The following is a 20,975-nucleotide window of genomic DNA, read 5'->3' as shown; positions in this document are numbered from 1 at the left end:
CTCAGTTTCGACGTTAGCCGCTATGTCGAAGCTTTGCCACGAGATCTGCAATGCACCCGACACCGCCGCATCTCGATCGCGTCTCGACGCTCAGACGTCGGCGAGCGCTCGACGCACCGCCGACTGCCAGCCCGCCGCTTCCCGACGCCTGCGCTGCGGGTCCATCGACGGCGTCCACGACGCCGCGACGTGGCGGTTCTCCCGCAGCGAATCGAGATCGTCCCAGTACCCGACGGCCAGTCCCGCGGCGTATGCCGCTCCCAGCGACACCGTCTCGGAGACGAATGGCCTGATGACAGGAACGTCGAGGACGTCGGCGACGTGCTGCATGAGCAGGTTGTTCGCCGTCATCCCACCGTCGACGGCCAACCGCTGCAGTTGAATACCCGCGACGTCGCGCATCGCTTCGACGACGTCGGCCGTCTGCCACGCGGTGGCCTCGAGTACAGCCCGGGCAAGATGCCCCTTTGTGACATACGACGTCAGCCCGGTGACGATTCCTCGCGCCTCCGAATTCCAATGTGGCGCATACAGTCCGGAGAACGCAGGGACCACGTAGCAGCCGCCGTTGTCGTCGACGGTGCGCGCGAGCGTCTCGATCTCCGGCGCGGTGTCGATCAGACCGAGTTGGTCTCGGCACCAGTTCACCAACGAGCCCGTCATCGCGATCGGACCCTCGAGTGCGTAGACCGGGGCCTCACCCGGCAGGCTGTAGGCGATGGTCGGCACGAGACCACGCGCCGACGGAACGATCGACGTTCCGACGTTCATCAGCACGAAAGCGCCTGTGCCATAAGTACATTTGACGTCGCCGGGAGTGAAGCAGGTCTGGCCGAACAATGCCGACTGCTGATCGCCGAGCGCACTGGCAATCGGCACACCCGGCAGCACGCGAGCACACTTGGCATACACCTCACTACTGCCGACGACCCTCGGCATCATCGCCTCCGGGATGTCGAGGAGACGAAGCATTCGTGAACTCCAGTCGCGTCGTCGAAGATCGAGCAACAGGGTGCGACTGGCGTTGGTGACGTCGGTGATGTGGATGCCGCCCTTGGGGCCACCGGTCAGGTTCCAGATGAGCCAGGTCTCCAGCGTCCCGAACAAGACCTCGCCGTGCTGGGCCGACGCTTCAGCGCCGCCGATGTTGTCGAGCAGCCAGCGCAGACGTGGCGCGGCGAAGTAGGTCGCCGGGTCGAGTCCTGTCACGTCGCGGATCTCGCTGGCATGTTCGCCGAGTTGGTCGACCATCGGCCCGGTGCGCGTGTCCTGCCAGGTGATCGCGGGGGCGAGGGGACGTCCGGTACGGCGATCCCAGATGACCGTCGTCTCGCGCTGGTTGGCAAGGCCGAGCGCGACGACGTCCGACGGCGTCCGGCCGGCGAGGGCCAGCGCCTTGGGTACGACCTTCTGCACGTTGACCCACAGCTCGTGCGCGTTCTGCTCCACCCAGCCGGGCCGCGGGAACGACTGTTTCTGCTCGAGTTGGGCGATCGACACCATGCGGCCGTGCTTGTCGAAGAGCATGCAGCGTGACGACGTCGTGCCGACATCGATCGCCGCGACGACCGAGCCGTCGTTGGTCTTCGCGCTCACCGCGCAGCACCCAACTCCCGGTCGATCGACGTCGCGGCCTGTCGCATCTGATCGATCACGACGTTGCGCGGCAGCGTGCCCGACCGGAAGATCGTCGACGGCGGTCCGACGACGACGAGCGCGCCGATCTCACCCGGCCTGCGACCGTGTACGGGGACGGCCGTCGCCGCGCTGCCGCGTTCGTATTCTCCGTGTTCGGTGGCCAGTCCGGTTTGACGCACCGTGGCGATCTCGGCTGCGAGATCGGTGCGGGAGACGACGGTGTCCGAGGTGAACCTGTCCAGAATCATGTTGCGCAACAACCGATCCCGATTCTGCGAGTACGCAAGAAGTAACTTGCCGCCAGCCGATGCGTGCAGCGGCACGCGCTCGCCGACGCGCATCCGCTGTGGCGAGTCGTCGGGCCGGAAGACGTGATGCACGACGACAGCGGCGTCGGTGTCGAGCACCTCGAGCCAGACCTGCATGTCGAGCATCGCCGCCAGGGTGTCGCACCACCCCATCGCCGCCGAACGCAACACGTTGCCGTCGAGATTCGACGGCGAGCCGTTGTGGTGCACGCCCGTGAGGTAGGAGCCGTCCTCGTCCTGATCGACATAGCCGATATCGAGAAGGGTGCCGAGGATGCCGTGCACCGTCGCCTTCGGTAGGCCCAACTCGGCCGCGATCTCACGGAGCGACAACGACCGCGGACTGCGCTCGAGCAGGTCGAGCGCGGCAGCGGCGCGCTGGATCGACTGGATTGGTCCCGGCACCTTGCCTCCTCCCTGGAGTCCCACTGGTCCTACAACTGGTCCCGTGAGCCTTGTGAACGTGCTCCGTTTGCTCGACTTTACGGCCGCTTACACTCCTCGCGATCGAGAATGGCCGACCTTCGTTCGACATTGTCGAACGACAATCATTGATCTGGGTCACAGTCTCGGCTTACTTTCTCCTCCATCCGGCTGGTACCGAGAACACCATCAGGACATCGAGCCGGTCACAAAGGAGTGAAACCATGACGAAGAAAACCCCGCTGGTGGGTGAACTCTCTGCAGAATGCCTCGGCACGATGATCCTCATCTTGTTCGGCTGCGGTGTGGTCGCCCAGGTCGTCTGCGGAGGCTTCCCCAAGACGCTCGGTGCGGGCGACCACAACTCGATCGCATTCGCGTGGGGCTTCGGCGTCGCGCTTGCCGTCTATGTCGCGGGTCGCCTCAGCGGCGCGCACCTCAACCCCGCCGTCACCATCGCCCTGGCCGCGTTCAAGGGCTTCGACCGCCGCAAGGTCGCACCGTTCATCGCTGCGCAGATGGTCGGCGCGTTCATCGGAGCCCTGATCGTCCGCTACACCTACGCCGACCAGATCAGGGCGATCGACCCCGACCACACCAAGGCGACTCAGGGAATCTTCTCGACGTCCCCGGGCAGCGGCGTCTCGCTGACCACCGCATTCATCGATCAGATCGTCGGCACCGCGATCCTCGTCGCCGTCATCTTTGCCCTGACCTGCGTGGTCAACAATCCTCCGCTGGGCAACATGGCGCCGCTGATCATCGGCATCCTCGTCGTCGCGATCGGTATGGCATGGGGCACCAACGCCGGCTATGCCATCAACCCGGCCCGTGACTTCGGTCCGCGACTTGCGTCGCTGATCACCGGATACGGCGACGCGATGTACTCCGCGAACGGTCCGGAACTCTACTTCTGGATACCGATCGTCGCGCCTATCATCGGTGGACTACTCGGCGGGGCGATCTTCGTCTTCGGCATCGAACGCTTCCTCCCGACAGAGGGCGACGACAGCCAGGAGATCGGTGTTTCCGAACCCACCGAACCCGAGCACATCAGCGCGCGACACTGAACACACTCATCACCTGACACCTGACTTCATCGAGAACGAGAGATACACCCATGCCAGATTTCGTCGGTTCCGTCGACCAGGGAACCACCAGCACCCGATTCATGATCTTCGACCACGCAGGTAACGAGGTCGCCCGCCACCAACTCGAACACGAGCAGATCCTCCCCCGCGCCGGCTGGGTCGAGCACAACCCGGTCGAGATCTGGGAGCGGACATCGGCCGTCATCCAGACAGCACTCGGCAAAGCCGGACTGACCTCGAGCGACCTTGCCGCCCTCGGCATCACCAACCAGCGCGAGACCACCGTCGTCTGGGACCGTCGAACGGGACGCCCGTACTACAACGCGATCGTGTGGCAGGACACCCGTACAGACAAGATCGCCAGCGCACTGGAACGAAACGGACACGGCGACACCATCCGACACAAGGCGGGACTGCCGCCTGCCACCTACTTCGCCGGCGGCAAGATCCAGTGGATCCTCGAGAACGTGCCGGGCGTCCGTGAGGCGGCAGAAAGCGGCGACGCCATCTTCGGCACCACCGACACCTGGCTCACCTGGCATCTCACCGGCGGCTACCGCGGCGGCGAACACGTCACCGACGTGACCAATGCGAGCCGCACCATGCTGATGAACCTCGAGACCCTCGACTGGGACGACGAGCTGTTGTCCCTGTTCAACATTCCGCGCGCGATGCTTCCCGACATCCTGCCGTCGTCGAGCCCCAAGGCCTTCGGTGTCACCGAGTCGACCGGACCGCTCGCAGGCGAGGTTCCCATCACCGGCGTGCTCGGCGACCAGCAGGCGGCGACCGTTGGCCAGGTCTGCTTCGCCCCCGGCGAGGCCAAGAACACCTACGGCACAGGCAACTTCATGTTGCTCAACACCGGTACCGACATCGTGCGGAGCAAGTCGGGATTGCTGACCACCGTCGCCTATCAGCTCGGCGAGGAGAAGCCCGTCTACGCACTCGAGGGCTCGATCGCGGTGACCGGCTCCGCCGTCCAGTGGCTGCGCGATCAGCTCGGAATCATCAGTGGCGCATCACAATCCGAGGCACTTGCCCGCCAGGTCGACGACAACGGCGGCGTCTACTTCGTGCCTGCCTTCTCCGGCTTGTTCGCTCCGTACTGGCGGTCGGATGCGCGCGGCGCGATCGTCGGACTCTCGCGGTTCAACACCAACGCGCACCTCGCGCGTGCCACCCTGGAGTCGATCTGCTATCAGACGCGCGACGTCACCGAGGCGATGACCGCCGATTCCGGTGTGACGCTTGATGTTCTGAAGGTCGACGGCGGCGTCACCGCCAACGAACTGTGTATGCAGATCCAGGCCGATGTGCTCGGTGTCCCGGTCAGCCGACCGGTCGTGGCCGAGACAACGGCACTCGGCGCGGCGTACGCGGCCGGGCTGGCCGTCGGGGTCTGGAAGAACACGGACGAACTACGCGAGAACTGGAACGAAGCCCGACGGTGGGAGCCGGAGTGGGACGAGAACCAGCGCGAAGCCGGTTACAAGCAGTGGCGCAAGGCCGTTGAGCGCACGCTCGACTGGGTCGATGTGGACTGACGATGTCATCGTTGCCCGGCTGCTATTCACCCGCCACGTCGCACATGGTGCGTCGTGTCGCGGTGGATGAGCAGTCGGGCGAGGTTCTCGTCGAGCACGATGTCCGTGATCAGGCCTGCTGCGAAAGCGCCTTCTGTCGCAGCGGCTTTCGACTCTCCCGACACCACACAGATACGACGGGGGACGGCCCGGATCACGTCCAGGTCCGGGCCGGACGACCGCTTGTTCAACTCGATCCCCGCGTCGCTGCCGTCGTGTCGGTAGAACACCGTCGCGACGTCGCCGACGACCCGCTCGGAGCGCAGCGACGCAAAGTCGGCGGGCTCGAGGTAGCCGCCGGTGTAGACGTGGCTGGGGACGTCGGCGTCGGGGGCACCGAGCCCGAAGAGCGCGACGTTCATCGTCTGCTGGACGTCGAGGACTCGCTTGGTACTGCGCTCGTGCCACAGCGCGACTTTGGTGTTCGGGTCGTCGAAGAACGCGGGCACCGGGAACTGTTCCACGCGAGCCGAATACGCCGTGGCAAATCTGCGGAGGATCTCGCTCGCGTAGTCGATTCCCGAACTCGTCGGGTTGCCCGCACCGTTGAGCTGCACGATCTGCGTGTTCCACAGTTCCTTTGGCACAACATGTCTGCTGACGACGCTGATCGTGGCGCCCCAGGCGATACCGAGCGTCGTATTGGCCTCCAACATCCTGCCCAGCGATCGCGCGGCTTCCTGCCCCACGCGCTCGAGTCGGTCGGCGTCGGACATCTGCGCGGTCGTCGGCACGACCGAGGCGTTCACACCAAAGCGTCGGCCGAACTCGTCGGCAACCTCGCCGGTTCTACCCGCCGGCGCGTGGATTGTGATGTCGACGAGGCCGGTGGCGCGAGCAAAGCTCAGCAGTCGCGACACCGACGACCGGCTCATCCCCAACTCGCGGCCGATAGCTGCCATGTCGAGGTCTTGCATGTAGTACAGATGCGCCGCACGCACCGCGAGCGCACTGCGCTTCGGATCGTCGGCCGCGACTCTTTCCACCCCACACGTTCTACCAGCAAAACCCACCGGTGCACATATGTGCAGAAGTATTGCTCTTATGTGCAGTGACCATCAGGATGGAATCATGACCGAAAACACCACCTCGACCGCACCGCTCCGGCCAAGCGTCGCGACGCTCACCGAGCGCCCGTCGGCACAGGTCCTCATCATCGGTGGCGGCATCAACGGCATCTCCACCTTCCGCGACCTCGCACTGCAGGGCATCGACGTCGTGCTCGTCGAGCGCGACGACTGGGTCAGCGGCGCGTCGTCGGCGTCGAGCCACATGATCCACGGCGGCATCCGCTATCTGGAGAACGGCGAGTTCCGACTCGTCCGAGAGTCGGTGCACGAGCGCAACGGCCTGCTCGAGATCGCACCCCACTACGTGAAGCCCCTCGAGACCACCGTCCCCATCTTCTCGACGTTCAGCGGAATCCTGAACGCGCCGAGGCGTTTTCTCACGCACAACACCGGTAAGCCCAACGAGCGCGGCGCGGCGTTGATCAAGGCCGGACTGGTCATGTACGACGCCTTCTCCGGCGCGGGTAAGCGCCGGGTGCCGCGTCACAAGTTCCGCGCAGGCGACAAGGCTCGCGCCGACATGCCGCGACTGAACTCCGGAATTCGTTACACCGCAACCTATTTCGACGCCTCGGTACACGATCCCGAGCGCCTGGCACTCGACGTCCTCAAGGACGGCCTTGCCACCGGACCGCACGCCCGTGCGACCAACCATGTCGAAGCCATCGCGATTCGCGACGGCGAGGTGGTGCTCGCAGATCGTGTCAGCGGTGAACAGTTCACCGTGTCTGCCGAGGTCATCGTGAACGCCAGTGGTCCGTGGACCGACCTCACCAACGACGCACTCGGCGGCGACACCCGATACATGGGCGGCACCAAGGGATCTCACATCGTTCTCGATCACCCCGACCTCGTCGAGGCCACTCGTGGGCGCGAGATTTTCTTCGAGCACTCCGACGGTCGCATCGTGCTGATCTACCCGCTCAAGGATCGAGTCCTGGTGGGCACCACCGACATCGACGCCGACCCGAGCACGCCGACGCGGTGCACCGACGACGAGATCGACTACTTCTTCGATCTCATCAAGCATGTGTTCCCGGATATCGCCGTCTCCCGCGACGACATCGTGTACTCGTTCTCCGGCATCCGCCCGCTGCCCCGCCACGACGACACGACGCCGGGCTTCGTCTCGCGCGACTACAACGTCGAACGCACTGAGCTGCCCGGGGTTTCGGTTCCGGTGCTGAGCTTGGTCGGCGGTAAGTGGACCACGTTCCGCGCCCTCGGCGAGCAGTTGTCGGATCGCATCATGGAGCTGCTCGGCGCTGCCCGACAGGTCTCGACCGTCGGACTGCCCATCGGCGGCGGCCGCGACTACCCGACCACCGACGCGCAGCGTCGAGCATGGGTGGCCAGCCGACGCGGCGACGTGCCTGCCGACCGCGCCGATGAGCTGCTCACCCGCTACGGCACCCGCGCCAGCGAGGTCATCGCAGCGATCACCACCGGCCCCGACGCCCCGCTGCCCGCCAGCGGACTCTCGACCGCCGAGCTGCGCTACATGATCGAGACGGAGCAGGCCGTGCACATCAGCGACATCCTGCTGCGCAGAACCGATCTGGCCTTCGTCGGCGGAGTGACCGCAGCCGTGCTCACCGAGCTCGGCGACGCCATGGCCGAGATCCTCGGCTGGGACGGCCAGCAGCGCGCCGCCGAGATCGAGGCCGCCGTCGAGAATCTCAACGACGCCCACCGCGTGCAGGTGACGGCCAGCACGGCCAGCGTCTGAGCGCCGGGTGATCTCGACAAGCTCGATCATCGGATTGGCTCGATCAGCGGTGGTTGGCCCCCGCTGGTTGAGCGTCCCCCCGCTGGTTGAGCGGGCGTGCCCCTCCGCTGGTTGAGCGGGCGTGAGCGCAGCGAACACCCGAGTCGAAACCACACCCACCGCGGCAGGTGATCTCGACAAGCTCGATCAGCGGTAGTCAGCCCGATCAGCGGTGGTCAGCCCGATCCGCGGTGGTGGCCCCCGCTGGTGATCTCGACAAGCTCGATCATCGGTGCTGGCCTCCGCTGGTTGAGCGGGCGTGAGCGCAGCGAACACCCGAGTCGAAACCACCCCCGAGTCAGGCCGCGGACTCTGTCGCCTCGACGGCAGACGACGTCGCGACGACGATCGCTCCGCTCACCGCGGCGGCGAACGCGATCAGCGTCGGCACCGCCCAGCCGGGACGGGTGCTGTCGCCGAGCAGCGCAATTCCCAGCGCGCTGGGGACCACAGTCTCGCCGACCACGATCGACGCCGCCGCGGCGCTGACCGCCCCGGTCTGCAGCGCGACGGTGAACAGATAGAACCCGCCCACCCCGCAGATCACCACCGCGTACGCCGCCGGGTCGGTGAGTATCGCGCCGACGTCGAACGGGTCGACGCCGTCGAGAATCCTGATCGCCACGGCCATCAGACCGAACAGCGCACCGCCGCCGAGTCCCGCGACAACGGCGACTCCCCGCGGAATCACTCTGGTCACAGCGGTGATGGCCAAGAAAAGAGCGACACCCACACCGAGCAGTGCCCAGTGCAGCCAATTGTGGTCGCGGTGGCCTTCCTCGCCGGCACCGATGCCGAGCACGACGAGCGCGATCACCACGACGGCCACCGCGGTCCACTCTCGACGGCTGAGCCGAGCGTCGAGGACCAACGTCGCCAACACCGCGGTGACAACCAGGTTCGCACTCACGATGGGTTGCGCGAGGAAGAGCGGAATGAGCCTGTCCGCAACCAGGTTTCCCGCGAAGCCGATCCCGTCGAGCGCCAGCCCGAGCAGGAATGACACCGTGAGCATGGCGGTGACCGTCGAACGCAACGACGGTGCGGCCCCGACCGTGCCATCCTCGACGCTCTGCGCACCGCGCGCCTGCAGCACCGACGCAGTGCCGTACGCCAACGCCGCGAGGATCGCAGCAACGATGCCGATGACCATGCGGTTCAGTATTCATCATCCGCGTGGCGAGAACGCGACGTCACGGCAACGCGACAGCCGAACGTATCAGCTGCCGTGCCCGTAGCCGGCCGGGAGGTTGACCGACTCGGCCTTCTCGACGGCCGTCACAGCGCCCGACGATGCCAGGATCACGCCGCCGACGACAGCGGCCACGAACGCGACGATCGCGGCAGGCCCCCACCCGGAGCGCGTGACGTCGCCGAGAAAGATGATGCCAACGGCACCCGGAAGCACCGTTTGTCCGACGACGAGTGCCGCGGCCGCGCCGTTGACCGACCCCGTCTGCAGCGCAACCGTGAACAGATAAAAGCCGCCGATGCCACTGATGAGGAGCGCATAGAGCGCGGGATCGGTGAACAGCACTCCCGGCTGCAACGGTGAAACACCCGTCAGCACACGGGAAGCCACGGCCATGACCCCGAAGATCGCGCCCGCGATGAGTCCCGCGAATGCCGCGATTCGGCGCTTGAGCACTCGAGCTCCCACGATGCCGATCACGATCAGCAACGGTCCGGCGACGAGCGTCGCCCAGCCCATCCAGGCGTCGTAGTCGGAGCCCTCGCGCCCGGCAGATATCGCGAGCAGGATCAGCGAGAGGATGACCACCGCCCCCGAAACCCATTCTCTCCAGGTGAGACTCACCTTCAGCACGATCGCGGCGAGTACCGCGGTCGCGACCATGCGCGCAGAGATAATGGTCTGCGAGAGGAACAGCGGGATCAGTCGCGCGGACACGATCGTCGCGATGAAACCGACGATGTCAAACGCGAACCCGATGAGGAACGGCACTGTCAGCATCGTCGCAGCGGTGGAGCGCAGCGTCGGATGTGGTGTGTTCGAACGCAATTCGGTCCTGTGCTGAGCACGCTGCGCCACCCGCTCCGCGCCGAGCGCCTGTAAGACAGATGCCGCCGCGAACGAGAGCGCGCCGATCACCGCGACGATGATTCCGAATGTCATTGCGACACCAGCACACACCGCGAACAGGTCGCCGTCACACCACGCGTCATGCGGCGCTACTGAGTCTTGGCGTTGGGCTTGAGTACGTCGGTACCGACGAACCGCGCGAGTTCTTCGGGCAACACAACCGAACCGTCGGCCTGCTGATGGTTCTCCAGGATCGCGACGAGCCACCGCGTGGTGGCGAGCGTTCCGTTCAAGGTCGCGGCGACCTGCGGCTTACCCGACTCGTCGCGGTACCGGATAGAAAGGCGACGCGCCTGGAACGTCGTGCAATTCGACGTCGAGGTCAGCTCGCGGTACGTCTGCTGGGTGGGAACCCATGCCTCACAGTCGAATTTGCGCGCGGCTGACGACCCGAGGTCGCCTCCGGCAACGTCGATGACCCGATACGGGACGTCGATCGCGGCGAGCATCTCCTTCTCCCAGCCGAGGAGCTTCTGGTGTTCGGCCGCGGCGTCTTCGGGCTTGCAGTAGACGAAGCCCTCGACCTTGTCGAACTGGTGCACGCGGATGATGCCGCGTGTGTCCTTGCCGTAGCTACCCGCTTCGCGTCGGAAGCACGTCGACCATCCGGCGTAGCGCTTCGGGCCGTCGGAGAGGTCGATGATCTCGTCCATGTGGTAGCCGGCGAGCGGCACCTCCGACGTTCCGACGAGGTAGAGATCGTCGTCCTTGTCGAGGTGGTAGACCTCGTCGGCGTGTGCGCCGAGGAAGCCGGTTCCGCCCATCACTTCCGGCCGGACCAGCACCGGCGGGATCATCAGCGTGAACCCGTTGGCCGTGGCCTTCTGCGCAGCCATCGTGAGCAGTCCGAGCTGCAGCATCGCGCCCTGACCGGTCAGGAAGTAGAACCGCGAGCCGGAGACCTTCGCGCCGCGCTCCATGTCGATGAGGCCGAGTGACTCACCGAGTTCGAGGTGGTCCTTGGGATTCTCGATCTCGCGCGGCTGGCCGACGTGTTCGAGAACGACGTAGTCGTCCTCGCCTCCGGGGGGCGCACCCTCGACGATGTTGGAGATCGCGCGCTGCGCGTTCGACGCGGCCTCGTCGGCCTCGTTCTGCCGCGCGACAGCAGCCTTGACCTGATCGGCGAGCTCTTTGCCCTTGGCCAGCAGCGCTGCCTTCTCGTCGCCGGACGCTTTGCCGACCTGCTTACCGAGAGCCTTCTGCTCGGAGCGCAGCGAGTCGGCTTCGACGATGGCTGATCGACGCGTCGAGTCGGCGTCGAGCAGAACGTCGACGAGGCCGGGGTCTTCTCCGCGGACGCGCTGCGAGGCGCGGACGAGGTCGGGGTCGTCGCGGACGATTTTGAGGTCGATCACGCCTGTCAACGATACTGGAGCGCCCGGCGGGCGGATCGTCGGACGTTGCCGCGGTTACTGCCAGTGCCCGCGATAGTCGGCTCGGCCGAACATCGACGCCGCGTCGTCGGCGCTCGGGGTTCCCGCGAAAGGGTCGGCTCCGGCCTTCACCAATGCCGCGACGACGTCGTCGAATCCCTTGAACACGGCACCCGCGAGCGGTGTCTGGCCCTTGTCGTTGGCGAGGTCGACGTCGGCGCCGCGCTCGGTGAGAGCCGTCACCGCCTCGACGTTGCCGTGGTACGCGGCGAGCATCAGCAACGAGTCACCCGACTGATTGCGCAGGTCAACGGGCACGCCGGCGTCGAGGTAGGCGGCGAGAGATGGGGCGTCGCCCGAGCGGGCCATGTCGAAGAGTCGTCCGGCCAATTCCTGGACGTCGGCACTCGGTTCGGGGTCTTCTGGGCTCACCCGTCCGAGTCTAAGCACAGGTATCGGCGCACCCGGACGCTCGGAAAGTGCATGATGGATGCCGATGAACGACGATCCCGACAAGGTGTCCGACGACGAGACGCCCGACCCCTCGGCGACCGAACACGTCGAGCCGGTCACCGAGCAGTTCGATCCGGTCACCGAAGAGTTCGAGCCCATCGGTGCCGAAGAGGGCGTTGAGGGTGGGGCCGAAGAGGGCGACGAGCCGGAGACCGAGCGACCCGTCGTCGAAGACGATGCAGCCACCGCAGAACCCACGCGTCGACGCGGGGTGAGTGGAGTGCTCGCCGCGAACCCGATGCGGGTGGTGCTGGCGGCGATCGTGATCGGTGCGATCGTCGCGGGTGGCATCGCGTTTGCGCTCGGCTCGTTCACCGACAACGGGAACGTCGGAAGCACCGACATCGGCGAGAACGAACGTCTCACCCAGAACGCGTTCACGCGATCGGTCGCCGGTGACTGCCTCGACTGGCCCGACGGGCAGCCCGGCCAGCCGTCGAAGGTCGCGTGCGATCAGTTGCATCGCTTCGAGGTGGCGGGTCCGCTCAACACCGCGCTTCTTCCCGGATCGGAATTCGGCGACTCCGCGGCGTGGCCTGGGGCCGAGCGATTCGCCGCGATTCGCGACGAGCAGTGCCCGGTCATCGTCGACGACTATTTGCAGGGCAAGCTCGACCCGCAGGGACGCTTCTCCGTCGGGATGATGTATCCGTCACAAGCGCAGTGGGACAAGGGCGCTCGCGAACTGCGCTGCGGATTGCAACAGACGGGCAAGGGCGGCCAGCCAGACCAGGTGGCGGGACGCGTCATAGACAACGACCAATCGTTCTCGTGGCCACCCGGCACATGCATCGGTATCGATCAGCAGACTCGACGCCCCACGGTGCCCGCCACCGTCGTCGGCTGCAGTGAACCGCACGCGTTCCAGACGACCGGCATCGTCGACCTTTCTGCGCGCTTCGGAAATCGGACGTCGGGTAAGCCGTGGCCGCAGATCGATGACCAGAACAAGTTCTTGGCCGGGATCTGCCCGGCGCAGGCGCAACGATTCCTCGGCGGCAAGGAGAAGCTCGACGCCACCACACTCAACACTCAGTGGTCGGTGATCAGCGAGCCGAGCTGGCTCGCGGGCAGCCGCAAGGTGGTCTGCTACATCGGGCTACCCGATCGCGGCGGATTCGCGACGCTCGTCGGCGACGCGCGACAGACACTCCTGATCAACGGCAAGCTTCCGGCACCGCCCCCGCAGGCGCCCCCCGGCCGCGTGCTGCCCACGCCCGTCCCACTACCGCCCGGCATCCAACCGAACCCCGAAGAGGTCCCCGCTCCAGCGGGCTGATCAGGAGTACACCCATGCCCGTCGCCATGTCCGACGACGAGTTCGAGGGCCTGGTGTCCGATGCACTCGACACCATCCCGAAGGAACTGACCGACGCCATCGACAACGTGGTGATCCTCGTCGAGCCGAACAACCCCGAGTCGCCGAACATCCTCGGGCTGTACTCGGGCGTCGCGCTCACCAGCCGCGACCACGACTACGGCGGCTTCTTACCCGACACCATCACCATCTACCGCGAGCCGATCCTCTGGATGTGCCAGACGCGCGAGCAGGTCGTCCACGAGGTCGCCGTCACGGTCATCCACGAAATCGCCCACCACTTCGGCATCGACGACGCCTGGCTCCACGCGCACGGCTGGGGCTGAGGGGCGGGGCTTCGGGGCGCGGGCCGGGACGTCGCGCCGCGCCGCGCGCGACCGCCCCCTACCCCATCGGGTCGGCGACGAGTGGCTCGTCGACGAGTTCGAACGGGGCGCGGGTGGCGCCCCAGCGGTGCGGGACCCACAGTCCGTCGGTGTACTCCAATTCGACGGAGCCGGTGTTGGGCAAATGTGTTGCGGCCGCGAACCTTCCGTCGATCCCCGCGAGGTGTGCAGCGACGAGCCTGATCGCCGCGCCGTGACTGACAAGGTAGACGTCGCGGGCGTCGGGTCCGCTGAGATAGCGCTGCGCGAGATCGGTGACGGCGGGCAGATACCGCTCGAACACCATCGTGAGCGATTCGCCGCCGGGGATCGGGGCGTCGGGGTCGCCGGAGTACCAACGGTCGATGATTTCGCGGAAGACACCGTGAGCCTCGTCGTCGGTGCGGTCTTCGAGCTCGCCGGCCTGCACCTCGTGCACCCCCGGCACGATATCGGCGTCGGCGCCCCAGACCGAGGCGATGACCTCAGCGGTCTGCTGGGCGCGGGTCGCCTGCGAACTCAGGAGCACCGGGGCGTCGGAGTCATCGGTGCGCGTGATCGGATTCTCCAAGCCGTACCGAACCGCTTGTCGCACACCGAAATCAGTGAGCGAGGCGCCCGGTAGTGCGGTGTCGAGTCGACGCATCACATTCGACGTCGTCTCGCCGTGGCGGACCAGATACAGACGGGCCATCAGTCATCACCATCCTTGACGTCGTCACCATCTCCCAGTCCTCGACGCATCGCCGAGACCCACTCCTTGCCCGGCCGATGGTCCGGTGGCGGCGAGCCGATCACCCCGCGCGCCGTCCACGACCCCAGGTACACAATGTGTTCGGCTTCGCGATAGAGCGCTTGGAGCGCTTCGGCAACCGCGTCGTCGTCGATATGCCCGACGGCGTCGAGGAAGAATCGGTACTGCCCGGGATTGGATTCGCCGGTATCCGGATCGCGCCGGGGTCGAGATTCGATTCTGGTGAGATCTATTCCACGCGAAGCGAATTGATTCATCGCCGACATGAGGCTACCGGGCTCGTTCGGCAGTTCGAGGATCACGGCGGTGCGGTCGGCGCCGGTCGGCGGCGGAGGCGACACCGGTCTGCCGACGAGAAGGAATCGCGTCGTGGCGTCGACAGCATCCGAAACCTCGTCGGCGATTACGGTCAGCTCCGACAGTTCCGCTGCCAGACGCGTGGTCACCGCGGCATCGGCCTTACCGGCCGCGACATCTTGTGCCGCACCTGCATTCGACGACGCCACAACGAACTCGGCTCCCGGATATAGCTTTTCGACGGAGGATCGGACCTGCGCCGATGCGACGGGGTACGCGGCGATCCGTCGCACCTGCGACGCATCGATGGCCGTGGCAGCGGCGATGGCGAATGCGACGTCGAGCACGGTTTCGGCGACGACCTGCACGCGCTTGGAGCCGTCGGGGACGAGCGCGTCCATCGTCGCCGGTACCGATCCCTCGAGTGAACTCTCGATGGGCACGCACGCGAAGTCGGCGTCGCCGGAGCGGACCAACGCGATCGCTGCGGCCGGACTGGCCGCCGCAACCTTGGTCACCTCGTCGTGATCGTCGCGGCGCGGGACCCCTGCGGCACCCGTTTCGGTCGCGAGGATCTTGTCCAACGCCATCTCGGTGAAGGTCCCTGCCGGACCGAAGTACGCGAACACTGACACGACCCGAGCTTAGTCGACACAAGGTGAACATCTCCCTGACCTGCGCAGACAAACCGTGGGCCACGAAGAAACGGTCGTCCGACGCCGAGCGCAGACAAGCGCGTCAGCCTCGCGCTCGTCAGATTCCGCGCGATCACAACCATTGACGGATCACCCGAAACGACTTTAGGTTAGGGTTACCTATTATGAGCTGGACAGCACATCAGCCGACCGGGAGTGAGCACCGCATGACACGAGCCGTCACCGACAGACCGACGGACGCCGAGGTCATCGCCACCGCATGTCGAAGGGCGGGAAGCGCGATGCTGGCCGTCGAATCGCCCGTCGAGCCTTCGCAGAGTGCACTGCACAGCCACGAGGCCGACCTCGCCACCCCGACCCAGGTCGACCTGGTCCACCTCTTCGACACACAGGCATTCGTCCTGGTCCCCACTGCGGGACCGGCGATGCGTGCGGCAGCCGAGAGTCCCGACGGCCTGCCCGCGATGGTCGAGGTCACCGACTGCGCACCCATCGACCTGCGCGAACGGGTCCGCTCCCTGATCTGGCTCAACGGACGGCTGCATCACATCCCGGCCGATCTCGAACGCGACCTGGCCGTCGAGATCGCCACGGAACACCCCGACGAAGGACTCCTCGACATCGGCCACGGACGGTCGATGATGCGGCTGCAGATCGAGACCGCCGTCGTCGCGAGCGGTGCCGGCGCCGCGTCGGTTCCCGCGGACGAACTCGCTCGCGCCGAGCCGGACCCGTTCTGGGAGTACGAGAACGACTGGATCAGCCACCTCGACGCCGCGCACGCGGACATCGTCGGACAACTCGCACGTCGACTTCCACGCCACCTCCGACAGGGCCGGGTGCGCCCACTCGGACTCGACCGCTTCGGACTGCGCTTCCGCGTCGAGGGTTCGGCAGGCGACTCCGACGTCCGACTTCCCTTCCCCCATCCGGTGAACGACGTCACCGAGTTGTCGCGGGCGCTCCGCAACCTGGCGGGCTGTCCGTTTATGAACAGCCTGCCGGATTAATCGAAGACCACCCCCGCCCAGTCGAATCGGAAGACCCCTCGTCTGACATCGACTGGACTGCCAGGGCGCGCGGTCGGGAGGGCTGCCCGACCGCGCGCCCGACTCTTCCCCGGGTTCCGGCGCGTCCGCGCGACTCTTCCGCTGGTTCCAGCGCGTCGGCGCGACTCTTCCCCGGGTTCCAGCGCGTCCGCGCGACTCTTCCGCTGGTTCCAGCGCGTCGGCGCGACTCTTCCCCGGGTTCCAGCGCGTCCGCGCGACTCTTCCTCGGGTCCCGTTCCCTTCCGCGAGAAACAACACGAGCAACGGCACAAGAGCCGGGGAAAGAATCCTTCCCCTAGTTTCTGCACGACGGCCCACACCCACCGCGGCGCTCAGCCCGCCCGCGCTGGCCTCTGCTCCCGCGCCGCCGCTTCTCCCGCGAGGCGCCGTAGGCTGTCGGCCATGGTCGACGTGACGCGTGGGATCGCTGCGATCGTCCGACCGGCCCCGCAGCGAGTCGTCGAGGTGGTCGACGACCCCCGCGAGCGACGGGCGCTGATCGTCGAGCTGGTCATCGTCGGTGTGTTGACCTTCGGTTTCTCGGCCATCTCGGCCGTCCTCTCGCTGATCGAGCTGCAGCTGACCAGCGGAGTCGGCAACGCTACGGTCGCGCTCAATCCGAGCCGCTCGTCCGTCGGACTGATCGATTTCCTGCGGCAGCTCATGAGCGTGCTGCGACTGTTCGCGATCGCCGGACTGGGCGTCTATCTCCTGTGGCGATCCGGCCTGCGCCTGCGCGCCCTGGGACTCGCCCGCCTGAGGGGCCGCGACATCCCGCCGGGTTTGGTTCTCGCTGCCGCGATCGGACTGCCCGGGTTGGCACTCGTCGCCGCCGCACGTGCGCTCGGAATGAACGCTCATCTCGTCCCGAGCGAAGTCGACGGTCCGTGGTGGCGTTGGCCGGTGCTGATCGCCATCGCAATCGGCAACGCGGCCGCGGAGGAGATCATCGTCGTCGCCTACTTCATCACGCGGCTACGGCAACTCGGGGCGTCGGAGAACATGTCGTTGGCCGCGAGCGCTCTCCTACGTGGGGGTTATCACCTGTACCAGGGTGTGGGCGCGGGCGTCGGGAACGTCGTGATGGGTCTCGTCTTCGGGCGCTACTACCAGCTCACCAACCGGGTGTGGCCGCTGGTCATAGCGCACGCGGTCATCGACGTCGTCGCGTTCATCGGCTACGCACTGCTCCACGATCACCTCGGCTGGGTCGGGTGAGCACTCGACGCCATCGGCCCGTGCGCTGCGTGAATGACGCTTGTGGCCTGAACGCCCGCGTACATTTGATCTGATGAATGAGCCAGATCCGCGCTACATGCGGCGCCGCGGTGGTCCGTCGCCGCACGAGCAGCAGCCGCGGAATCCGGCGCCCACGCCACCTGGAAGAGACCGCGCTCCCGCAGGTCAGCGTCGAAATCCAGCACCTCAGCCACCCGCTGACCGCCGACCGCGCAATCCCGTGCCGCATCCGGTTCGTCAGGCCGACCCGCAGCACCACGCCCCTCGACGCGCCGCACCCCCGAACGCCGCGCCCGTACACGCCGCGCCCGTAAACGCCTACGACCCCACCCGACAGGTGCCAGGTGCAGGCGGAAACGATCGAGGTCGTCGTGTCGCGGAGTACCAACCTCCGCTGGCATGGTCGGCAGCACCCGACCATGCCCAACCCCCGCAGCCGGGTCTTCGACGCCCCGCGCCTCCCGGACCCTCACGGCAGCCCGCTCCACGCGGCGCTGACCACGCCAAACCCGTCCCCGCCGCACCCTCGCACGCGGCAGCGGGTGCAGCCGCGGGTGCCGGGGCCGCTCGCGCGTACGCGCCGACGCAGAAGCCCGAGCCGGTGTCCCCTGACGACCGTCGGTCGCGCGGCGGGTCGTCTGCTCCCCCTCGACGCCCGGATCGGGGTCAGACCGCGCCCCCTGCGTCGCCACCTCGACGTGGAAAGCCACGCTTTCGTCGACCACAGCTCGGCCGACCCAGACGCATCGGCAGGATCATCCTGATCATCCTGCTCGTGATCGTCCTCGGATCACTCGGACTGTTCTTCTACTACGACAGCAAACTGCACCGCGTCGACGCTCTGCCCGGTTACGCCGGGCGTCCCTCCGACACCCCCGGCACCACCTGGCTGATCGTCGGCAGCGACTCCCGCGAGGGCTTGACCCAGCAGCAAAAGGACAATCTCGCGACCGGAGACAGCGACGGGTCGCGGACCGACACCATCATGCTCGCGTACAAGCCCCCCAGCGGTAAGGCCACGCTGATCAGCATCCCGCGCGACCTCTACGTCCCGATCCCCGGTCAGGGCAGCTACAAGATCAACGCGGCGTACAACTTCGGCGGTCCGCAACTGCTGGCGAAAACCATCGAGCAACTCACCGGCATTCGCATCGACCACTACGCCGAGATCGGCTTCGGCGGTTTCGACACCCTCGTCGACGCTGTCGGCGGCGTGAACATCTGCATCGACCAATCACTCCGCGACCCCAAGGCAGGCCTCAACCTGACGAAGGGCTGTCACGATCTCAACGGGCAACAGGCACTCGGCCTGGTCCGCACCCGAGCATTCCCCAACGCCGACCTCGAGCGCGTGGTCAATCAACGAAAGTTCCTGTCGGCCCTGATGTCGAAGGCCACCAGCCCCGGCGTACTACTCAACCCGTTCCGTCTGTTCCCGTTCATCAGCGGTGCGGTCGACGGCTTGACCGTCGACAACTCCACGCACCTGTGGAACCTGGGCATGCTCGGGTGGTGGCTGAGCGACGACCCGATCACCACGACCACACCGACCGGTGGGTCTGAGCTGACCGACGACGGCGACTCACTTGCCGTGGGAGACAACACCAAACAGTTCTTCGACGCGATCCGGTCCGGCAAGCAGATACCGAAGGATCTGCTGTCCGATCAGGGCGGCGCAATCGGGTGAATGACGACTACCGCGATTTCAGACTTGCGATTCCGCACCGCCACCCGCCCCGTTGTAACGTCATGGCCGAACTTCGACATTGCGAGGATGTACCGTGACGGCCGACAACCACCGAGCACCACACGTTCCGCCGTGGCTGGCGGGCCCGCCTGCCCCAGCCAGCGGCGATTCGCTGCGCGCACCCGCCGCTCCTCGGGAAACCGCCGCCGCTCCGGAGGTTCATGGATCTTCTGAGGTGACTGGGCCCTCTGAGGTCGCTGCATCGCCCGAAGGCCATGCTTCTGCTGAAAGCGGCACTGCCCGGCCGGATGTCGCCCCGCAAGAGCACCCACAGTCTCAAGGTGCCCACTCCGAAGCTGCACGATCCGCAGCGCCACAGCCGGAAGCTGGACCGCCGGCGCCACTGCCGAGCTGGATTCCTGCCGCCGACAATGAGTGGGCCGGCGACCCCGTAGCGGCACCGCAACACCCCGACGCGCCACACTTCGCGCCGCCGTCTCGTGGCACCATGCCGCCTCGTGGCCCCGTGCCACCGCACGCCGCACCAAACCACGGAGTGCCACCTCAATCACTGCCACCGCACGCCGGCCCCCCTTTCGGGGCACCCCAGCAAGGCCAACCGCAACAAGGCCCACCCCAGCAAGTTCCGCCGCAAGGTGGCGCACCCCAACACTTCGGTGCGCCCACAGGATTCGGGGCACCCACAGGATTCGGGGTGCCGCCACAGTTCGGCACACCCGTTGCGCCGCAAGAGTACAACGCACCCGGCCTCGACTCCGGAATGCTCCTCCGCAAGGCGCGTAGACCACCACGGTCGGGCTGGCGTCGCACAGTGCACCGCATCTCCGGAGGCACCATCAGACCCAGCGAGTCGCGGGCGACCGTGTACCACGACGAACTGGTCAGGCAGCTCAATGCGCCGGTCCACGGAGACTTCCGCATCGCGGTGCTGTCACTCAAGGGTGGCGTCGGAAAGACAACCACCACAGTGGGTCTCGGCTCAACGTTCGCCAGTCTGCGCGGCGATCGCGTGATCGCCGTCGACGCCAACCCCGACCTCGGGACGTTGTCGCAGCGAGTTCCCCAGCAGACATCGTCGACGGTGCAGGACGTCCTCCTCGACGATCAGATCCACCGCTACTCCGATGTCCGACGACACACCTCACAGTCTGTCAGTCGACTCGAAGTCCTTGCTTCCGAACGTGATCCGGCTACGGCAGAGACGTTCGACGAGCAGGACTACCGCACGGTGATCCAGGTTCTCGAGCGCTTCTACAACATCATCCTCACCGACTGCGGTACAGGACTGTCGCATTCGGCAATGGACGGCGTCCTCGATCTCGCGCACTCGTTGATCATCGTGTCGACGGCCGCCCTCGACGGTGCACGCAGTGCCAGCGCGACTCTCGACTGGCTCGAAGCGCATGGCTACGGCCACCTGGTGTCACGGGCGGTTGTCGTCTTGAGCGGACCCCGACGTGGCAGCGCCAGCATCGATCTCACCCAACTGGCGCAACACTTCCTCGCACGGACCCGTGCCGTGCAGGTGATCCCGTTCGACGAACACCTCTCCGAGGGAGCAGAAGTCGACCTCGATCTCCTCTCCAAGTCGACGCGGCGCGCGTTCGTCGAATTGGCTGCAACTGTCGCTGAGGATTTCGCCCTTGTCGGCGACCACCGCCGTCGTGACAACGTCGATCCGCGGTCGGCACAAACCTGGCAGCCGTGACGAAATC

At 66.4% G+C, this 20,975-nt stretch carries 18 protein-coding genes; 9 read left to right on the top strand and 9 right to left on the bottom strand.

What is annotated here, in order from left to right:
- Nucleotides 1–90 precede the first annotated feature (90 nt).
- The gene (glpK, locus tag RND64_RS01315; RefSeq protein WP_270485010.1) at nucleotides 91–1,596 is read right to left on the bottom strand and encodes a glycerol kinase GlpK; all 1,506 of its coding nucleotides are present in this window, start codon (nucleotides 1,594–1,596) and stop codon (nucleotides 91–93) included.
- Complete coding sequence (locus tag RND64_RS01310; protein WP_331436395.1) at nucleotides 1,593–2,351, bottom strand: IclR family transcriptional regulator; 759 nt, start codon at nucleotides 2,349–2,351, stop codon at nucleotides 1,593–1,595. The genes glpK (RND64_RS01315) and RND64_RS01310 overlap by 4 nt, the downstream gene beginning before the upstream one ends.
- Nucleotides 2,352–2,593: 242 nt before the next feature.
- Here RND64_RS01310 and RND64_RS01305 point away from each other — a divergent pair, with 242 nt between their 5' ends.
- Both RND64_RS01305 and glpK (RND64_RS01300) read left to right on the top strand, forming a co-directional pair.
- Nucleotides 2,594–3,439 (top strand): MIP/aquaporin family protein, encoded by an 846-nt coding sequence (locus RND64_RS01305; protein WP_270485014.1) that lies wholly within the window; start codon nucleotides 2,594–2,596, stop codon nucleotides 3,437–3,439.
- A gap of 50 nt (nucleotides 3,440–3,489) precedes the next feature.
- On the top strand, nucleotides 3,490–5,007 hold the full coding sequence (glpK, locus tag RND64_RS01300; protein WP_049700211.1) for a glycerol kinase GlpK: 1,518 nt from the start codon (nucleotides 3,490–3,492) through the stop codon (nucleotides 5,005–5,007).
- A 26-nt stretch (nucleotides 5,008–5,033) separates the two neighbouring features.
- Here the strand turns inward: glpK (RND64_RS01300) and RND64_RS01295 are convergent, their stop codons facing one another.
- Nucleotides 5,034–6,032, bottom strand: a complete 999-nt coding sequence (locus RND64_RS01295; RefSeq protein WP_049700212.1) for a sugar-binding transcriptional regulator — start codon at nucleotides 6,030–6,032, stop codon at nucleotides 5,034–5,036.
- Between the two features lie 85 nt (nucleotides 6,033–6,117).
- On the opposite strand from RND64_RS01295, the gene RND64_RS01290 reads away from it, so the two are divergent.
- Nucleotides 6,118–7,845: a glycerol-3-phosphate dehydrogenase/oxidase gene (locus RND64_RS01290; RefSeq protein ID WP_049700213.1), complete on the top strand. Its 1,728-nt coding sequence runs from the start codon at nucleotides 6,118–6,120 to the stop codon at nucleotides 7,843–7,845.
- 337 nt (nucleotides 7,846–8,182) lie between these two features.
- On the opposite strand, the gene RND64_RS01285 is transcribed toward RND64_RS01290, so the two are convergent.
- The 4 genes from RND64_RS01285 to RND64_RS01270 all read right to left on the bottom strand — a co-directional run bounded on the left by RND64_RS01285 (nucleotide 8,183) and on the right by RND64_RS01270 (nucleotide 11,793).
- The gene (locus tag RND64_RS01285; RefSeq protein ID WP_049700214.1) at nucleotides 8,183–9,037 is read right to left on the bottom strand and encodes a DMT family transporter; all 855 of its coding nucleotides are present in this window, start codon (nucleotides 9,035–9,037) and stop codon (nucleotides 8,183–8,185) included.
- Nucleotides 9,038–9,103: 66 nt separating this feature from the next.
- Entirely contained in the window at nucleotides 9,104–10,018 is a 915-nt protein-coding gene (locus RND64_RS01280; RefSeq protein ID WP_064864710.1) for a hypothetical protein, read from the bottom strand.
- A 56-nt stretch (nucleotides 10,019–10,074) separates the two neighbouring features.
- On the bottom strand, nucleotides 10,075–11,343 hold the full coding sequence (serS, locus tag RND64_RS01275; protein WP_331436394.1) for a serine--tRNA ligase: 1,269 nt from the start codon (nucleotides 11,341–11,343) through the stop codon (nucleotides 10,075–10,077).
- Nucleotides 11,344–11,397: 54 nt separating this feature from the next.
- Nucleotides 11,398–11,793 carry an ankyrin repeat domain-containing protein gene (locus tag RND64_RS01270; RefSeq protein ID WP_270485024.1) on the bottom strand — a complete coding sequence of 132 codons (396 nt, stop codon included), beginning with the start codon at nucleotides 11,791–11,793 and terminating at the stop codon, nucleotides 11,398–11,400.
- A 58-nt stretch (nucleotides 11,794–11,851) separates the two neighbouring features.
- On the opposite strand from RND64_RS01270, the gene RND64_RS01265 reads away from it, so the two are divergent.
- Nucleotides 11,852–13,153 (top strand): septum formation family protein, encoded by a 1,302-nt coding sequence (locus RND64_RS01265; protein WP_387314238.1) that lies wholly within the window; start codon nucleotides 11,852–11,854, stop codon nucleotides 13,151–13,153.
- A gap of 14 nt (nucleotides 13,154–13,167) precedes the next feature.
- Nucleotides 13,168–13,518, top strand: coding sequence for a metallopeptidase family protein (locus tag RND64_RS01260; protein WP_270485028.1), 351 nt, complete (start codon nucleotides 13,168–13,170; stop codon nucleotides 13,516–13,518).
- Nucleotides 13,519–13,576: 58 nt separating this feature from the next.
- On the opposite strand, the gene RND64_RS01255 is transcribed toward RND64_RS01260, so the two are convergent.
- Together RND64_RS01255 and pheA are read right to left on the bottom strand one after the other, a co-directional pair.
- Nucleotides 13,577–14,251, bottom strand: a complete 675-nt coding sequence (locus RND64_RS01255) for a histidine phosphatase family protein (protein WP_270485030.1) — start codon at nucleotides 14,249–14,251, stop codon at nucleotides 13,577–13,579.
- Complete coding sequence (gene pheA / locus RND64_RS01250) at nucleotides 14,251–15,243, bottom strand: prephenate dehydratase (protein ID WP_270485032.1); 993 nt, start codon at nucleotides 15,241–15,243, stop codon at nucleotides 14,251–14,253. The genes RND64_RS01255 and pheA overlap by 1 nt, the downstream gene beginning before the upstream one ends.
- Before the next feature lie 227 nt (nucleotides 15,244–15,470).
- Between pheA and RND64_RS01245 the strand changes: the two genes are divergently transcribed.
- From RND64_RS01245 to RND64_RS01230, 4 genes are all read left to right on the top strand, one after another.
- Nucleotides 15,471–16,274, top strand: coding sequence for a DUF2470 domain-containing protein (locus RND64_RS01245; protein ID WP_270485034.1), 804 nt, complete (start codon nucleotides 15,471–15,473; stop codon nucleotides 16,272–16,274).
- 441 nt (nucleotides 16,275–16,715) lie between these two features.
- The gene (locus tag RND64_RS01240) at nucleotides 16,716–17,531 is read left to right on the top strand and encodes a CPBP family intramembrane glutamic endopeptidase (protein ID WP_270485036.1); all 816 of its coding nucleotides are present in this window, start codon (nucleotides 16,716–16,718) and stop codon (nucleotides 17,529–17,531) included.
- A gap of 73 nt (nucleotides 17,532–17,604) precedes the next feature.
- Nucleotides 17,605–19,239 (top strand): LCP family protein, encoded by a 1,635-nt coding sequence (locus RND64_RS01235; protein WP_331436392.1) that lies wholly within the window; start codon nucleotides 17,605–17,607, stop codon nucleotides 19,237–19,239.
- Nucleotides 19,240–19,474: 235 nt separating this feature from the next.
- On the top strand, nucleotides 19,475–20,968 hold the full coding sequence (locus tag RND64_RS01230) for an AAA family ATPase (RefSeq protein ID WP_442903963.1): 1,494 nt from the start codon (nucleotides 19,475–19,477) through the stop codon (nucleotides 20,966–20,968).
- The last annotated feature ends 7 nt before the right edge of the window (nucleotides 20,969–20,975 follow it).

Origin of the sequence: Gordonia sp. w5E2, from assembly GCF_036540975.1 — a bacterium.
Classification (GTDB): Bacteria; Actinomycetota; Actinomycetes; order Mycobacteriales; family Mycobacteriaceae; genus Gordonia; species Gordonia jacobaea.
This window is presented reverse-complemented; position numbering and strand designations above follow the sequence as displayed.

What these genes read in the sequence shown, in the direction of transcription:
- glpK (WP_049700211.1), top strand. Translation starts at nt 3,490, where the DNA reads ATGCCAGATTTCGTCGGTTCCGTCGACCAGGGAACCACCAGCACCCGA.
- RND64_RS01305 (WP_270485014.1), top strand. Translation starts at nt 2,594, where the DNA reads ATGACGAAGAAAACCCCGCTGGTGGGTGAACTCTCTGCAGAATGCCTC.
- RND64_RS01280 (WP_064864710.1), bottom strand. Translation starts at nt 10,018, where the DNA reads ATGACATTCGGAATCATCGTCGCGGTGATCGGCGCGCTCTCGTTCGCG.
- RND64_RS01245 (WP_270485034.1), top strand. Translation starts at nt 15,471, where the DNA reads ATGACACGAGCCGTCACCGACAGACCGACGGACGCCGAGGTCATCGCC.
- RND64_RS01290 (WP_049700213.1), top strand. Translation starts at nt 6,118, where the DNA reads ATGACCGAAAACACCACCTCGACCGCACCGCTCCGGCCAAGCGTCGCG.
- RND64_RS01285 (WP_049700214.1), bottom strand. Translation starts at nt 9,037, where the DNA reads ATGGTCATCGGCATCGTTGCTGCGATCCTCGCGGCGTTGGCGTACGGC.
- RND64_RS01255 (WP_270485030.1), bottom strand. Translation starts at nt 14,251, where the DNA reads ATGGCCCGTCTGTATCTGGTCCGCCACGGCGAGACGACGTCGAATGTG.
- RND64_RS01235 (WP_331436392.1), top strand. Translation starts at nt 17,605, where the DNA reads ATGAATGAGCCAGATCCGCGCTACATGCGGCGCCGCGGTGGTCCGTCG.
- RND64_RS01260 (WP_270485028.1), top strand. Translation starts at nt 13,168, where the DNA reads ATGCCCGTCGCCATGTCCGACGACGAGTTCGAGGGCCTGGTGTCCGAT.
- RND64_RS01265 (WP_387314238.1), top strand. Translation starts at nt 11,852, where the DNA reads ATGCCGATGAACGACGATCCCGACAAGGTGTCCGACGACGAGACGCCC.
- RND64_RS01240 (WP_270485036.1), top strand. Translation starts at nt 16,716, where the DNA reads ATGGTCGACGTGACGCGTGGGATCGCTGCGATCGTCCGACCGGCCCCG.